General features: G+C 61.5%; 4 protein-coding genes and 1 pseudogene. All 5 read left to right on the top strand.

Annotated features, from left to right (window positions below):
• Positions 1-335 precede the first annotated feature (335 nt).
• Positions 336-10,442 (top strand): non-ribosomal peptide synthetase, encoded by a 10,107-nt coding sequence (locus Q5Z10_RS15600; protein ID WP_303636297.1) that lies wholly within the window; start codon positions 336-338, stop codon positions 10,440-10,442.
• Positions 10,443-10,482: 40 nt separating this feature from the next.
• Positions 10,483-11,355 (top strand): thioesterase domain-containing protein, encoded by an 873-nt coding sequence (locus tag Q5Z10_RS15595; RefSeq protein ID WP_100461230.1) that lies wholly within the window; start codon positions 10,483-10,485, stop codon positions 11,353-11,355.
• A gap of 175 nt (positions 11,356-11,530) precedes the next feature.
• A complete protein-coding gene (locus Q5Z10_RS15590; RefSeq protein ID WP_303636296.1) occupies positions 11,531-14,725 on the top strand; it encodes a non-ribosomal peptide synthetase in 3,195 nt (1,064 codons plus the stop codon).
• Positions 14,726-14,753: 28 nt separating this feature from the next.
• Positions 14,754-16,403: a cyclic peptide export ABC transporter gene (locus tag Q5Z10_RS15585; protein ID WP_303636295.1), complete on the top strand. Its 1,650-nt coding sequence runs from the start codon at positions 14,754-14,756 to the stop codon at positions 16,401-16,403.
• A gap of 31 nt (positions 16,404-16,434) precedes the next feature.
• Positions 16,435-17,868 (top strand): annotated as a pseudogene (locus Q5Z10_RS21475) (condensation domain-containing protein); the annotation flags it as partial.
• Positions 17,869-17,871: the final 3 nt, after the last annotated feature.

Raw genomic sequence — 17,871 nt, 5'->3', positions numbered from 1 at the left:
CGTTGGGGAACGGAGCGGCGGGGACGGCGGGAACCGGACCGATGGCCCTGTCCGTGTAATGGGGAGCCCTTTGCAAGATGGAACTGCACGGAACGGGCCGGATCCAGGGGGCGTGCGGAGCTGGCCGGCGATGTCCGTGGAGGGCCGCGAGAGCCGGCGCCGGTATTCAGATTTTCAGAAAGCGAGTCCGGATGATACGTTGTGGGCTTGGCGTGCTTGAGCGCGCGCAGGCTCGGGGTGGTTGTGCCAGAGCGCCTGATGTCTTCAGTCTGATCGCGGCGTTTCTGTAACGGTGTAAAGGATTGTTCAAACCCTGTACTTGAAAGGATTTTAGTATGCCGATCGCCGTATTGGAAAAAGCGCGGGCAAAGAACGTAGATCTATCCGTTGTCGACGGCAGGCTGAAAGTGAGAGCCAAGCCTGGCGCGCTCGACGATGAGCTCAGGCAGGAAATCACCCTCAACAAAGAGCTGCTGATCGAACTTCTATCCGAGATCCAGTCGTCAACGGCGGATCCTGGCGGCGACCTCATCAAGCCGGTTGCAAGAGCCACAGCCGGATCGCCTCTTTCCTTTTCGCAGCAGCGTTTGTGGTTCATTGACCAGCATGAGGCGGGCAGCAGCCAGTACAACATACCGACCGCTCTCACCCTTCGTGGCGACCTGAACAAGGGTGCCCTGCAGAAGTCCCTGGACACGCTGCTGGAGCGGCATCAGGTTCTGCGCACTACCTACGCCGAGGTCGACGAACGGGCGGTCCAGATCGTTCATCCCGCGATGAAGGTGCCGATGCGTGAGCTCGACCTCACTCATCTCGACGAAGCCTCGGCGGCAGCGGAAGTCGAGCGCCTTGTCCGCTGCGAGGCCAACATGGCCTTCAATCTCCGGCAGGATCCCATGCTGCGTGTCAGCTTGCTCAAGCTGTCGGAAAGCGAACATGTGCTGTTGCTCACCATGCACCACATTGCGTCGGATGGCTGGTCAGTGGGAGTGCTGACGCGGGAGTTCGTCGCTCTTTACCAGGCCTTCCATCAGGAGCGCGACAACCCGTTGGCGCCCCTCGGCATCCAGTATGCCGACTTCGCCCTGTGGCAGCGTGAGACGCTCCGGGATGAGGTGGTGTCGGCACAGCTGGACTATTGGGAGAAGCAGCTTGCTGCCGCACCAACCGTCCACCGGTTGCCATTGGAAAGGCCGCGCCCGGCAGAACAGAGCTTTGAAGGCCGCATCGTCCGGCAACACCTTGATGCGACGCTGGGGAAGCAGCTGAACGAGCTCGCACGCGACAACGGCGCAACGCTCTTCATGCTGTTGGAAAGCGCATTCGCGCTGCTCCTTGCACGCTGGAGCCACGAGGACGATATCGTCATCGGAACGCCGATCGCCGGTCGGACCCACAGCCAGCTCGAGCCGCTCATCGGTTTCTTCGTCAACACCCTGGTCTTCCGGCACCAGTTTGACGGTGACCAGAGCTTCACCCACATGCTGCGCGATGCCGTGCGGAAGGCGCTGGACGCGTACGCGAACCAGGACGTGCCCTTCGACATGGTTGTGGAAAGGGTTCAGCCAAAACGGAGCTTGAGCCACAGCCCGCTGTTCCAGGTGCTGTTCGCGCTTCAGAACAACGAAGAGGCGACACTGGATCTTCCGGATCTGGCGATCAGCACCCTGACGGGCGGGCAACAGACCATCAAGTTTGATCTCGAACTGGCGATCAGCGAAAGCCAGTCCGGCCTGTGGTTGAACTGGACATATGCCTGCAGCCTGTTTGATGAAGCCAGCATCCATCGCCTCAGCACAAGTTTCGAGTCACTGCTGCGCCATGTCGTCGCCGCACCCTCAACGCCGATCTACCAGCTCGCACTGAGCTCAATGGCGGATGTGGAACCGCAACGGGCGCTCATGCGCCAGGCCGGCAAAGCCTGGCCTGAAGATGTCTGCCTGCATCGGCAGTTCGAAAAGTACGCTGAGAGCCAGCCCCATGCGAGAGCGCTCGTTTTCGAAGGAGCTTCGCTGACCTACCAGCAACTCAACGAGCGTGCCAACAAAGTCGCCCACTGGCTCATCCAGCAAGGTGTCGGGCCGGATTCCATCGTCGGTCTCTGCATCGATCGTTCCCTCGACATGGTGGTCGCCATCCTTGCCGCCTGGAAGGCGGGCGGCGCGTACCTGCCCATCGACCCGGCGTACCCAGCCTCCAGGATCGACTACATCCTTCAGGACAGCAAGACGAGCACTCTGCTGACAAGCTCGCAGGTTGCGGGGGGGCACGCATTCAACGTGGGCGCCCAGCTGTCGATGGATGACGAGCATGCTGTATCGGCGCTTGAGAGCAGTAATCCTGTCATCGATGGACTGACGGGCGATTGCCTGGCCTACGTCATCTATACGTCCGGCTCGACCGGTGTCCCCAAGGGTGTTTGCGTCGCCCATCGCAGCCTGAGTCATCTCTCCCGCCACCTGGACGAGATTACCGGGCAGCCTGCCGTCTGGGGATGGATGACCTCCTATGTATTCGATGCATCGCTGCAAGGATTGACGCGGCTTGGCCACGGCGGGTGCCTGGTCGTTCTGGACGACAGCCACAAGCTTGAGGTCGGCCGCCTCACGTCCGTCCTCGGGCAGCACCGCTTCGATATCCTCGACTGCACCCCGAGCATCGTCGAGAGCTGGCTCGACCAGGACTGCGGGTCAATGCTTCCCGACCTGCTTGTTGGAGGAGAAGCCATCTCGACAGCGCTATGGCAGCGCCTGGTGGAGTGGCAAGAGAGTCACGACCGTAAGGCCTTCAACGTGTATGGCCCGACCGAGTGCTGTGTCGATTCCACCTGGGCGCGGATTGCAGGAGAGATGCCTCATATCGGCAAGGCTCTTGGCGATACCACGCTTCACATTCTTTCCGACGATGGCCAGTTTGTTCCCGCGGGCGCGCCCGGCGAACTGCATATCGCCGGTGTCGGCCTCGCGCGAGGTTACCTCAACCGACCAGAACTCACCGCGAGCAGGTTCATCGTGGACCGCGAGTCCCAGGTCCGGCTGTACCGTACAGGCGACATCGTACGCTTGCGGGCAGACGGCAATCTCGAGTTCATGGGGCGGGCGGACGGCCAGGTGAAGATCCGGGGTTTCCGTATCGAGCTGGGCGAAATCGAACATCAATTGAACCAGCTCTCTGCTGTTCGCACGTGCGCCGTGTTGGCGATCGAAGGCCAGGCAAACCAGAAGCGCCTGGTTGCCTACGTCGTCCCCCGACAGCCCATGGACGTGGGGTTCAGCGACATCGATCTTGCCGCCGAGCTGCGTGCGGCGCTGGAGCAGTCCCTCGCGGCGCACATGGTTCCGAGCGCATTCAAGTTCCTGTCAAGGTTGCCTCTCAATGCCAGCGGCAAACTGGATAAGAAGGGCCTGGCGCAACTCGAGGTGACGGCTTCCTCCCATGATCGCAGCGCAGGTCCACGTAACGCGACAGAAGCGTTGCTGTGTGAGATATGGAAGACGCTTCTGCGCGTAGACGAAGTCGGAATACACGATAATTTCTTCCAGCTGGGCGGCGACTCCATTCTCTCCATCCAGGTGGTTGCACGCGCCAACAAGGCCGGCATCCCGCTGACGACCCGGCAACTCTTCGCGAGCCAGACGATCGCCGAGCTGGCAGTTGGCGGCGAAGGGGTCACCACGGCTGCAGACGCGCCTCAACAGACGATCAAAGGTGCTTTGCAGCTCCTGCCGATCCAGAAGGCATTTCTTGCCGCCGACCGGGAGCACATCCAGCATTTCAACCAGAGTGTGCTGCTTGTGACGCCGGCGACCTTCGACTTCGACGCCTTGAAAAGGGCTGTCGGCTCCATCCTTCAGCGACACGATGCACTCCGGCTGCGCTTCGAAAGCCAGGGGGATGACTGGTCGGCGACGCACGAGCCGCTGACGGACAAGATGATCGATGATTGCTGCCTGCATGAAGTGCTGGCGGCGGATGTAGACGGGGTGGGCATCACGCAGCGATGTGAACACCACCAGCTTGCACTCGGGATCGGTAGGCCACCCCTGCTGCGTGTCGTGTATTTCCAGGGTGCCGACTCCGGCAGGCTCCTGCTGGTCGCTCACCATCTGGTCGTCGATGGCGTCTCCTGGCGCATCCTCCTTGCGGACCTGGAGCAGGCATATCGCGTGCAACAGGGCAGCCCAGCGCCGGCTCTGGCACCCAAGACGTCGGCGTTCCAGCAGTGGGGGGCCGCGCTGGCAGACTATGCCAGGTCGGAAGCCCTGCAGAAGGAGAGGGCGTTCTGGCACGCGCAGCTGGCCGATACGATTCCGTCCTTCCCGGCGGACTTCCCGATGCGGTCCGCCGCCCGGCGCAGCACCACTCGGACCGTTCGCATCGGGCTGTCGGAAGCGGAAACGACCCGGCTCCTGCGCGAGTGCCCGGCAGCGTACCGCACCGACGTCAATGAGCTGTTGCTCTCGGCGGTGTACCTTGGCATGCGCCGTTGGACCCAGTCGCCGACCCTGCGCGTCATCCTTGAGGGACACGGTCGGGAAGATGTGTTCGAGGCACTGGACACCACGCAGACGGTGGGCTGGTTCACTACCACCTACCCGTTGACGCTTCGATGCGATGACGTGGAGATCCCGAGCGTGATCCGCAGCGTCAAGGAACACTACCGGGCCATTCCGAACAAGGGCCTCGGCTACGGTGTCCTGCGGCACCTCGCCGGCGACGCTGTGCTTGCACAGGCCGAGCAGGGGAGTCGGGCGCAGGTGGTGTTCAACTACCTGGGCCAGTTCGACCAGACGTTCGACGAAGCTTCGCTGTTCCGATTCGCGCCAGAGTCGACGGGCACGGATGTCGACCCCGAGCGCCGCCGCGAGCAGGTCCTGGAGCTCAACGGCATGGTGGTGCTGGGCAAGCTCCAGTTCGAACTGAGCTTCAGCGATCAGGAGTTCTTGCGGGCGAACATGGAGGGCCTGGCGGGCCACCTCGAAGACGCATTGAGGCGGGTCATCGAGCATTGCGCACCCGCCAAGGGAGCGGCGCCGGTTGCCCTGCGCCGCCAATCGGGCCTGTTGCCCAGCGACTTCCCGATGTCGCGCGTCACCACTGCCGATCTGGATGCGTGGCAGGCCCGATACACCATCGAGAACCTGTATCCCGCCACCTCGATGCAGCAGGGCATGCTGTATCACAGCATGCTCGATGCAAGTGCGTACGTATCGCAGATATACCCGACCTTCACCGGCCACCTGGACGCGGACCTGTTCCGACAGGCCTGGCAGGCGGTGGTTGAACGGTACGATATCCTCCGCACCGTCTTCGTTGGCGAAGGCGAGCAACTGCACCAGCTTGTCGTTCCCAATGCGGTGGTTCCCTGGGTTGAAGTGGATCTTCGCTCGCTGACCGAAGAGCAGCAGGCCAGGCACTTCGAAGATGCCCGCCAGCGGGACAAAGCGATCGGCTTTGACCCGTCCTGCGCACCGATGCTGCGCATCAGCCTGTTCTGGCTGTCCGACAACCGCTTCAGGGTCTTGTGGAGTTCGCACCACATGCTGCTTGATGGCTGGTCGACACCGCTTGTCTATCGCGACGTGATGGCCATCTATCAGTCCCTGCTGCGCGGCGACAAGGCCACGCTGCCGGCTGCCGCGCCATTTTCGAATTACATTTCCTGGCTGCAGGCGCAGGACAGGAGCGCGGCCGCCAACTACTGGAGGGCGCAGCTTGCCGATACGCAGGCGCCAACACCACTGGTGATCGATCGCATGCCAGGCAAGAGGGGCCAAGGACATCGGGCCAGGTCCGTGCAGTTGACCCGCGAGGTGTCTGACCAGCTCCAGGCATTCGCCAAGCGCAGCCATACCACCGTGAACACTCTCGTGCAGCTGGCTTGGGGCTTGCTCCTGCATCGCTACAGCGGCGAGGAGACCGTCATGTTCGGTGCGACCGTTTCCGGTCGGCCTGCAGCGGTGGCGGATATCGAGTCGATGGTGGGCCTTTTCATCAACACCATTCCGGTCAAACTTTCATTTGCGCAGACCGACGTCCTGCCGTTGATCGCCGCCCTCCACAGATCATTCCAGGAAAGCAACGACTTCGGCTACCTGCCACTGGCCGAGGTGCAGTCGTACAGCCCGTCTGCCAGCCACACGCCATTGTTCGACAGTCTGATCGCCTTCGAGAACTTTCCGATCGACGCCGCCGTCGGGACGACCGCCGACATGTCGGCGCATGGCCTGGCGATGGATGGGCTGGGATCGGACGAGCAGACGAACTACAAGCTGACACTTGTCGCCACGTTGCAGGAAGTGCTGACGATCAGCTGTCGATTCCGCGACGAGGATTTTTCCGAGGAGGCCATCGAGGCCATGCTCAGCGTACTTGTCACTTTCCTGGCACAGCTACCCAGCAGTGACTCGATCACAACGATCGAACTCCCGGACGATGCGTTCCACGTCCAGCTACGCCAACGAGCCCTGCAGCATGGCAAGGTCCCACGATCCACGGGCTTGGCCGACGGCGACCGGACAACGGTTGCACCAGCTACCCAGACCGAAGTGGACATGCTGGCGATCTGGCAGGACGTGCTCGGCGTGGAGATATCAAGCACACGAGACGGCTTCTTCGACCTGGGAGGCAATTCGCTCAAGGCCATGCGCGTGGCAGGCCGCGTCGCAACGCATTTCGGGATCGAGCGATCGCTCAAAGCGCTCTTCCTCCACAGCTCCATCGAAGGCCTGTCGAACTACGTCGACCGTCAGAAGCAGGTTTCCCGGGCGCATATCCCGGTGATCGACAAGCATGGCTCGATACCGCTTTCGTTCTCGCAGCAACAGCTGTGGGTGGTCGATCAGGTAAACGGCGGCAGTTCGCACTACAACATGCCATTCGCACTACGTCTGCGCGGCAGCCTCGATCGAGGTGCGCTGCGGAACGGCCTCGAAACCATCATCGCTCGCCATTCCGTGTTGCGTACCGTTTTCGTCCGGACTGACGAAGGTCCCGTTCAGATTGTTCAGCCCTCGCACGCCATCGATTTTCCTGTCATCGACCTGGCAGGCCTGGACGCCGCCGCGAAAGCCGCGGCCGTCGCCAGGCATACGGCGGAAGAGGCCTCCACAGCCTTCAATCTGGAGCGTGACCAGCTCCTGCGTGTACGCTTGCTCGCGCTGGATGAGCAGGACCACGTCCTGTTGCTGACCATGCACCACATCGCGTCCGATGGCTGGTCGATCGGCGTGCTCGCGAGCGAATTCGTTGCGCTCTACACCGCGTTGCACGAAGGTCGGGAGGCCACGCTGCCAGAACTCGATATCCAGTACGCGGATTTTGCGCATTGGCAGCGGACAACGTTCGCAGATGAAATCGAGCGGCAGTGGCATCACTGGGAGCGTGTGCTGCAAGGCGCGCCGCCTTTGCATGCGTTGCCCCTCGATCATCCGCGACCACCTCAACAGAAGTTCGCAGGTGCGGTGCATACGCAGGTGATCGGCCGCGAGTTGCTGTCGGCACTGGATGCCCTGGGCAAGCGCCATGACGCAACCCCATTCATGGTGCTGCAAAGTGCCTTCGCCGCGCTGTTGAGCCGCTGGAGCCGCGAAGCCGACATCGTGATCGGAAGCCCGGTCGCCTGCCGTACCAATGAGCAACTGGGCGCATTGATCGGGTTCTTCGTCAACACCCTGGTATTCCGCTACCAGCTCAACCCGGACAAGCGCTTCATCGATGTCCTGGCCGAGGGCCGCAAGCAAGCCATCGAAGCCTTCGCAAACCAGGATATTCCGCTGGAGATGCTTGTGGACCGCCTGCAGCCCGAGCGCAGCCTGAGCCATAGCCCCGTCGTGCAAGTGGTGTTTTCGCTGCAGAACCAGAGTGTGGGTGAGCTTCGCCTGCCTGGTCTGGAGATCGCAGGCGAGGGCGATCCCGCACCCGTGGCCAAGTTCGAGCTCGAATTGGACGCCGTGGAGCACAGCGGTGAGCTGCACCTGGCGTGGCGGTATGCCACGAGCCTCTTTGAAGCAGCGACGATCGAACGAATGGCAGCCGGCTTTGCGGTGCTGCTGCAGTCAATCGTTGATCGGCCAGAGCGGTCACTGCGCGAACTACCGCTCATGAGCGTAGAGGAACGCCGGAACGTAGTGGAGGTGATCAGCGGCCAATCCAGCCCGCATCCGTCCGAGTCGCTGATCCAGGAACGCTTCGAACAGGTGGCAGCCATCCAGCCGGACGCACAAGCGATCGCGTACGATGCGCAGTGCCTGAGCTACGGCGAACTGAATGCCCGTGCCAATCGCCTGGCACACCACCTGCTCGCGCGTGGGCTCGAACCGGGGGATCGTGTCGGCATCTGTATGGAGCACGGTCCTGAAGCGCTGGTCGCGGTAATGGGCGTGCTCAAGGCCGGAGCAACCTACGCGATGCTGCATTCCGATCTGCCTGCGGCAGGTCTGGTCCAGCGACTGCAGGACCTCGCACCCGTAGCGCTGGTGGCGCAGGTGGCGACGCAGTCGCTGCTGGATGGGGTGGCCGTCGACGTCCTGTGCATGGATGAAGCTGAAACCCGGGACGCGTTGGCACGCGCGCCTGCGCATAATCCTGATGCACGGGCGCTTGGCATTGACGCCACCAGTCTCGCGTGCGTGGCCTATGGTTCTGGACGTGCCGGAGATGAGCAGGGCGTCTTGGTCGAGCATCGAAACGTGCTCAACCTCTGGACATTGCTGGACACGATCGTGGGCAGTACCGATACGCCGACTCGAAGCGTCGCGCTGAATGGTTCCGTCGCCTTCGATGCATTCGTCGGCTCATTGGCCCAGCTGCTTTCCGGAGCATGCGTCGTGCTGCTTGCCAGAGATGCAGGTGCGGACGGGAAGCGGTTGCTCGATCAGCTGGTCCAGCAGCGGGTGGATCTCCTCCACTGCACGCCCACGCAACTGCAGCTTCTGGTTACTGCGGGGTTGCTGGAGGCGGGCTCGGGCAGCCGTTGCCATCGCGTACTTGTCGGAGGTGAGCCCATCCCAAGTGCACTCCACGCGTACATGCTGGCCGCCGCAAACGTGGCTTTCCACAACGTCTACGGCATGATCGAGAGCGGCCTGGCGGCGGCCTCTCCCGTCGCGGCACCGTGGCTGCACGGTTACAACATCGGTCGGCCACTCGGCAACGCCCGTGTCTACATTCTCGACGAGGACCGGCAGCCGGTACCGGTGGGCGTCGTGGGCGAGCTGTGCGTGGGGGCGGCAGGCGTCGCTCGCGGCTATCTCGGCGAAGTCAGGTCAACCGCAGAACATTTCGTCGCAGACCCCTTCGGTACCGATCCCGGCGCGCGTATGTACAGGTCCGGCGATCTGGGGCGCTGGCGCGTCGATGGCACCATCGAGTTGCTTGGGCGTACCGGTTCGCAGACCATCTTCAGGCGTTTGCATATTGATGCCGGCAGGATCGAGGCCGGCTTGTTGGGCTGTGCTGGCGTACAGGAAGCGGCGGTCGTGGTAAGGAAGGACCCCGCGGGCTTGGAAGTGCTGACTGCCTACCTGGTGGCCCTGGCGGGTCACAGGTTGAGCCCTGTCGATCTTCGTGCTCGATTGACTGTCGACCTGCCCGAGTACATGGTTCCCGGCGCGTTCGTGGTCCTGGACGCGTTGCCAAGGACGGCGGGTGGGCTGAGGGATCTCGATGCGCTCCCGGCGTTGACGTCTGTGGGTCCCGATGACCATGAATACGAGGCCCCCGTCGGTGAGCGCGAAGAGGTACTGGCTGGCATCTGGCAGGCGCTTTTCGGCCTCGACCAGGTCGGTCGCAACCAGAACTTCTTTGATATTGGAGGAAACTCGATCAGAGCCATCCAGACGGTAATGCAGGCGGGAAAGCTGGGCCTGGACATAAAAATCGGCAGCATCTTCAAGCTCCAGACCATCCGGGGGATCTGCGGTGTGGTGGATGCAAGTGCGCAAGCTGCACCTGCAACACGCCAGGCCTATGCGCCGCTATCCCCGTATCAGCATGACGTACTCCAATCCGGAGCCGCAGATGCCGGGTGCTGGCGCGCGCAGATTGAAGTGGGCGGCGAGGTTACCGAAACCCACTTCAGGCAGTGGGTGAAGGGCACGATTACCGAGCGTGATGCGTTGCTCTCGGTATTTCAAGCGACGGGCGATTCGTACCGCGTCATGCGGGTCGAAGCCAGTCGTGAGCTCCTGCGCTCGATCGTCAACATCCACGATGTTTCGGGGGCAGGTCCCGAGGCGATAGTCGCGGAGGTGGCGGCGGCCCGGCGCCAGGTCGAGCGCGCCATTGCCTCACTCCAGGGGCCCTTGCTGCGCGCCGATCTTTTCGTTGGCGACACGTCGAGCGTCGCTGTTTTGAGTGTCCACCGCGCATTGCTGGACGAGGTGCAGTGGGATACGCTCTCTGATCAGTTCCGCAGTGCATTCACAGGCACGATGCAGTAGGCGCAGGCGTCTGGATGCCGCCACAGGATGCGATGGAATCGTGATCGCCGAGGAAATTTTCATGAATTTGCCGGAAACGCTGTCTTCGACCGTTGTTGAACTGAATGATTCATCCGCGCGACGCATTGTGTTCTGTATGCATCCTGCCGGTGGCGGAGTGGGATATTACGAGGGACTGGCAACGGCACTCGAGCCGTACGCGAAGCTCTACGCGCTCGAGGAGCCCTTCATCTATGGGGACTTTGCCTATCGTTCCCTGCCAGAACTGGCCGAGTACCACGTGGATGTCATTCGTTCCATCCAGCCCGAGGGTCCCTACACGATCTTCGGCTATTGCTCTGGTGGCGTAATCGCTTACGAGGTGGCGTGCCAGCTTCAGCTGGGTGGGGCACAGGTCGATTCCGTGTCCATGTTCGGATCCAGCCTGGTCAGCGGTTTTGATTCGGCCGAGCGGGAGCGCGCGACTTTCCTGCGCGACTACATTGCAGCGCGCTATGGCATCGAACTGAGCGGGGTGAACTGGGAGCGTATGGAAACACTCAGTTTCCGTGAGGTGGCCGATGCCATCGTCGACAGTCTGCGCCTCCAGGGGGTAGTCGAGGCCGGCAACGATCTCGATTGGATAGGCAAGTGCATAGAGGCGATGTGCCTGATGCGCCAGGCAACGCGAAAGTACCGCGCGCCGTGCTCAAACCTCGACGTCAATCTTTACCAGTGGCACTACGTGGATCCCGAAGCTGCCGAGCAGATCAAGCCGTGGTGCGACTGGAATACTCTGACAGAGGGAAAGCTCACCGTGATCACGCCTCCAGAGCGCGACGGAGCAAGCGTGGATATCATGTATCCACCGTATCTCGAACAGACCGCCAGGCGGGTGATGCAGTTCACATTCGGATTGGGGCAGGCTGCTTGATATGTGGTTCCGACAGGGTTTTCTGCGGTAGAGTGATCGAGGCATATCCTCGGATCGCGGGTAGTGCAGACGCCTGGATCGGATGGAATCAAGTGGCGCGAGGGGTATGGCGACCACGGGTGATCGGCCTTGATTGAAGGTTGCTTTGGCAGCAGGGATGCAAAGGAGAGCCGTTGTGCACGCAAGCACGTTGCAACTCACCCCGACCCAGCGCGACATCTACTTGGAGGGGAAGCACTTCGGTGGCGTTGTCAACAACATCGGTGGTTGCCAGAAGTACGTTGGCGAACTGGACACAGAGCGGTTTGCTCGTGCTCGCCAACGGGTGTTTGAAGGCAACGATACCTACCGGCTGCGTTTCCGGGAGGTGACGGGCGGCTGTAAGCCGCTGCTAACCGACCGGCTGCCGGGACCGCTCCCAATGCACGATCATTCGGGCAACGCCGACGCCAGGGAGGCCGCAAGAGCGTGGATTCTGCATCGGTTCCGGGTGCCGTTTGACGATATATCCGATGCGGTATTTGAAGACGCGCTTATCAAGGTAGCGGAAGGGGAATACTGGTACTTCGCAAAAGCGCATCACCTCATCATGGATGGGTGGGGCTTTGCACTGCAGATGCAGCGTTTCCTTGAGTTCTATGAAGAACTCTCGCGGGGATCGGCCGGAAGCACCGCGCCACCCTCGTTCGTCGGCTACATGAGGGAACAAGCGGCCTATCCGGCAAGCGCTTCCTATGCGCAAAGCCGTGATTTCTGGCTGAACCAGTACGAGAGCATTCCTCGCCCCTTGTTTGCATCGAGCATCACACCGGCCCATCAGCCACCGGCGACCAGCCGCCGCACCAGCATCACCCTCGCCCCACCACTCTTCAATGCGCTATGCGAGCTGGCACGCCGGGCAGGCACGCATATCGTGTCAGTGTTCCAGGCCGCGCTCTACGTCTATTTTTCCCGGGCTTACGGCTGCGACGATCTGGTGATCTGCTCACCCGTCCACAATCGGCGCACGGCTGACGAGAAGGCGACCATCGGTTCTCTGGTCAATGTGAGCGCCACGCGCTTCAACCTGCCAGGCGATCCCTGTTTTGGTGAATTGCTGCGTGATGTCACGCTGTGGCAGCGGCGGAACCATCGTCACAGCCGTTTTCCGATGGGCGACCTGATACGGGCCCTGCGCGAGAAACACCCGACGTGGAATGGGCAGCTTCACCAGCTTGCCTTCAACTATCAGAAGCTGGACTTCGAGCTGGGCATTGACGGGCGCGCGGTTCAAACGGAATACCTCACGCACGACCACGAACAGGCGCCACTGACCTTCGTGGTATGTGACTACGGCGATACACAGGCAGTTGCACTTCATCTTGACTACCGCGCCGACTATTTCGACCAGAGTGAAGCCACCGCGATCCTCGATCGGTTGCACGGACTGTTGTGCCAGCTGGCTCTGGAGGACGACCTCCCGATCAGCACCTACCGACTCCCGACCGCCGTTGAAGCTGAAGAACTGCTTGGCGACTGGAGCGGCACGACATCGCCACTGCGCTGCGGCGTACGCTTGCACCAGTTCTTCGAAGAACAGGTCGCGCGGACGCCTGATGCGATCGCGGTCACCTGTGGAGACGAGGCCGTCTCGTACCGGGCGTTGGACGCGCAAGCGAGCCGCGTCGCCCTCCGCTTGGCCGCGCTCGGCGTGGGGCCTGATCGATTCGTCGGCGTCTGCCACAGCCGCACGCCCCGGATGTTGGCGGCGATCCTGGGGATCCTGAAGTCCGGGGCAGCCTATGTGCCGCTCGACCCGGCCTACCCGCAGGCCCGGATCGAATACATTCTTGGCGATTCTGGGGCCCAGGCGGTACTGACCGACTGCCTGGGGCGCGCCGTGTTGCCGGTCGGTACGCCAAATGTCATCGACATGGACGAACTGCTCAGCGCAGACGTCGGCACGCTGCAGGACCTTCATGAATCCGGTCAGACCGCGCGGTCCGATGCAGACCTTGCCTATGTGATCTACACCTCTGGCTCGACGGGTAAACCCAAGGGTGTACTGATCGAGCATCGCCAGGCATCGGCCTTCATACAGTGGGTGCTAGGCGCGTTCACCCGCGACGATCTGGACGGGGTCCTGGCTGCCACATCCATCTGCTTTGATCTTTCAGTATTCGAAATGTTCGCGCCGCTCGCCAAGGGCGGCCGTGTGGTGCTGGTTGACAATGTACTGGCCCTCAAAGGGCGGGGCGTAGCGGATGTCACGCTGATCAACACGGTTCCATCCGCGATCCGTCCGTTGCTGGACGCTTCTGCGATTCCCAGCTCGGTGCGTTGCATCAACCTGGCCGGGGAGCTGTTGCGACAGGACCTCGTCGACGCGCTGCATGAACTGCCTGGGGTCCGGGTCAACGACCTGTATGGCCCTTCAGAGGACACCACGTATTCCACATGGTGTCGACGCGAAAGAGGGGGCCATGAATCCATAGGCAGGCCTATCGCAAATACCCAGGTGTACGTGCTCGACCACCATGGCAGCTTGCTGCCCCCCGGTCTGGTAGGCGAGTTGCACATTGCCGGCGCCGGACTTGCGCGCGGCTATTTGAACCAGCCAGCGCTGACCGATGAGAAATTCATTCTTGACCCAAACACCGGCAAGCGCCTGTATCGCACGGGAGATAGGGCCCGGTTCGACGCAGACGGTAACCTGCGCTATGCCGGGCGCAAAGACAATCAGGTGAAGGTCCGCGGATTCCGCGTCGAGCTTGGGGAGATCGAAACCCGGATCAGCAGTCATCCAAGAGTGCGCGACTGCGCGGTGATCGTACGCAATGACGTCAGTACGGAAGAAAATCTCGTCATCGTTGGATACATCGTGGGTGGCAAAGATGGCCCGGGGATTGATGAGGTGCGTGACACGCTCACCGATGACGTGCTTGCGCATCTATCCACGACGCTGCCCGCATACATGGTTCCATCCGTATTCGTGGTGCTGCCGGCGCTTCCACTCACACCGAACGGAAAGATCGATCGAAATGCCCTGCCGGCGCCCACAAAGAACGCGCTCCATGCGCATGCGGTCGTCGAGCCCCGCAGCGATGTCGAGCGCAGGTTGCAGCGCCTATGGGGCTCCCTCCTGGCCCAGGACGCCTTGGATGCGCGGAAAAGCTTCTTTGCCTGCGGCGGCGACTCACTTCTCCTGATGCGCCTGGCAACCGCGATCGAGACGGAGTTCGAGCTCTCGCTTGATCTATCCGAGTTGTTCACCTGCGCGACCATCGAGATGCAGGCCATGCTCATCGAGCAGAAGGCAGCGCAGGCCGCAATACTGGTGGCCGTACGTGCAACGGCTGAAGAATCGTACGTCAACCAAATCACCTTGTAGTACGGATCCCCCTCCAGGTAGGTCGCCCATGCTGATGGTTGAGATTCATCGGAACAAAGCAAAAATCGTGCTGATTGGTGCGATCAGTGCACTTGCCGGTGCCGCCAACATCGTCTTGATGGTGCTTATCAACAAGTACATCCATGTCACTCGCTTCGACGCGACGAGCGTGGCCACGTTCGGGCTCGTCCTGCTGTCAGTCATTGGATTTACGATCCTTTCGCAAGTGCTTCTCTCGCGGCTCGGTGCCGAGACGTTCATGAAACTTCGAGAGGGGTTGGTGAAGGGCATTTCTAATCTGTCCGTCCAGCAGGTCGAGGCGATCGGCAGCCACCGGCTATACACCGCGTTGACCAAGGACGTGCCAGCGGTACATGAGCTGTTTACCATGCTTCCGGGCTATGTATTCAATGGGACCGTGGTCCTGGCATGCCTGATCTATCTTGGTACCCTGTCGCTGCAACTTTTCGGCATCTTCCTTGCTTTTCTTCTTCTGGCGCTGGGAGTGGCAAAGTTTGTCATCGCCAATCGCGCCGAAAGGAAATTCGTGGTGCGCAGGAAGATCGAAGACGACCTGTTCCGCTGCTACGAAGCCTTGATTGACGGCAACAAGGAGCTGAAGTTCAACCGCTGGCGTGGCGAAGCCTTTCTTGGGCAGGAGTTGCGAGAGCACGCCGAGAGCTACCGCAAGGCAACCGTATCGGCTGAAGCGCTTTGGGGCTTGTCTAGCAGTTGGGCATCGGCAATCGTCTTCATCGCCATCGGCGCAATACTGTTCCTTTCACCGGCCGTGGGCGTGCTGGATCGCGCCTATGTGATGAGCTTCATCATTGTCATCTTCTACATGGTAGGCCCGTTGAATATCCTGATGAACTCGTTCAGGACCATCTACGGCGCGAAGATCGGCTCCGCAAAGCTGGCGGAGCTGCAGCTCACCCTTCCGCTGGAGCCTGCGGCCATCACCCAGCATGCAATGGAACCTTTTCAGTCCCTCGTGATGCGTGATGTTGGCTTCACCTATGAGAGCCAGGACGAGGGCACAGAAGGGTTCAGTATCGGCCCGCTGAACCTTGAGATCACGCGTGGGGAGATCGTCTACTTCGTAGGCGGCAACGGCAGTGGCAAAACAACCGCAGCCAAGCTGCTGACCGGCCTGTATGCCGTAGAAGGCGGGGACATCGTAGTCAATGGCCAGGAAGCGGCCTCCCAGAGTCAGCACTTCCAGTGGTTCTCTGCAGTCTTCCAGGACTACTACCTCTTCGAGACCCTGGTCCCCAAGGACGATGCTCCGCTTCATCTGCACGAGGCATCTGCGCTGGTCAAGCGCTTGGGACTGTCGGCGAAGGTCAGCATCGAGAATGGGCGCATCTCGACGACCCGCCTGTCATATGGGCAGCGCAAACGTCTTGCCTTGCTGGTCGCCTACTTCGACAACTCGGACATATACGTATTCGACGAGTGGGCGGCGGACCAGGATCCTGAGTTCCGCGAGTTCTTCTACAAAGAGCTCCTGTTCGACCTGAAGCGCCTCGGAAAGACCATCGTGGTGGTGAGCCATGACGAGCGTTACTTCCACCTGGCTGACAAAGTCGTCAAGTTTGCTGGTGGGTCGATCGTTTCAGTGACGGAAAGGAGCGAGCAGGTTGCGCGCACCCCCCAGGCCTCGCTCAGCGTATGAATCCGGCGCCCATCATGCGGACCTGCGTGCAATGACTATCCAGGACCTTCTCCAACAATGCTTCGATGGCGGCCTGAAGCTGGCAGAAAGCGATGGCCAGCTGCACGTGCGTTTTCTGGGCAGAGCGCCTGAGCCTGAGTTGCTGGAGCTGCTGAAGCAACACAAGGACGACCTTCTCCGTCATCTCCGCACGGTGGCCCCCGGGGCAGCGACGGCAATTCGCCGCATCGATGCAGATGCGCGCAGCCAGGTGCCAGCCTCTCCCGCGCAATGCCGGATGTGGCTGATTGATCGTTTTGAACAGACGTCCACACCCTACAACATGGTCGGCGCATATCGCCTGGCAGGCGATCTGGATCTCGATCTCCTCGCGGCAGCGGTCGATGATGTTGTGACGCGGCATGAGGCGCTCCGGACGCACTTCACCGAAGTGGATGGCGAGCTGATGCAGGTGGTGCATCCAGCGCATCCCCTCGTGTGGGAACGCCTGGATGCTTCAGCCTTCGATGCCGATGGGCAGGAGCGCGCGCTCCAGGAGTTGTTGCGTCGTGAAAACCAACGACGCTTCGACATCGCCACCGGCCCGGTCCTCCACGTCGCGACGCTGCGTCTCTCGCGCGGCGTGGTGATCTTCGTCATGAATGTCCACCACATCGCATGCGATGGCTGGTCGATCGAGATCCTCAAGCGCGAGATCTCGGAGCGGTATGCCGGGATGACGGGAGCAGGGCAGGCCGGTCGCCCCCTACCGTTGCAGTACGTCGACTACTGCCAATGGCAGCGATCACACCAAAGCGAGCGCAGCGTGGCGGATCACCTGGCCTATTGGCTGGGTAAACTGGAAGGCCTGCCGCAGCTGCACGGCCTGCCGCTGGATCGGCCGCGGCCTGCCGTTCAGACGTACGCGGGCAGGCAGGTGTACCGGCACATCGGCCGTGAGTCTCTCCGCGCGATACGCGCCCGTTGTCAGGCGCAGGACGCCACGCTGGCTGCCTTCATGCATATGGCGCTTGCGGCATTGGTGGGGCTGTATTCGGCGGAACGCGACATAGTGATCGGCTTCCCGGTGGCCGGCCGGGCACACAGGGATGCTGATGGAACGGTTGGCCTTTTCGTCAACACCGTCCTGCTGCGTAGCCAGGTTGATGGCGGCACGCGCTTTGACGCGCTGCTGGACCAGAGCAAGCGCGACCTCATAGAGGCGATCTCGCACCAGGATCTGCCCTTCGAGGTGCTGCTGGAGAAGCTGAAGCCTGGTCGTAGTCGCGCCCATGCGCCACTGATGCAGTTGCTGTTGACCGTGACCGGCCAGGCACCTGATTTCCTGTTGCCAGGCCTGTCGGTCGACCGTCTGATCAACCCTGGGCTGCCGGTCAAGTTCGATCTGCAGGTCGATGTCGAAGAACGCGACGACGGGTTGCAGGTGACCTGGCACTTCAACGAGGATCTGTTCTTTCCGCGGTCGATC

Origin of the sequence: Stenotrophomonas sp. 704A1, assembly GCF_030549525.1 — a bacterium.
Classification (GTDB): Bacteria; Pseudomonadota; Gammaproteobacteria; order Xanthomonadales; family Xanthomonadaceae; genus Stenotrophomonas; species Stenotrophomonas tuberculopleuritidis.
This window is presented reverse-complemented; position numbering and strand designations above follow the sequence as displayed.

Bases quoted from the DNA above. Each gene is read 5' to 3' on its own strand.
- Q5Z10_RS15585 (WP_303636295.1), top strand. From the start codon at position 14,754: ATGCTGATGGTTGAGATTCATCGGAACAAAGCAAAAATCGTGCTGATT.
- Q5Z10_RS15600 (WP_303636297.1), top strand. From the start codon at position 336: ATGCCGATCGCCGTATTGGAAAAAGCGCGGGCAAAGAACGTAGATCTA.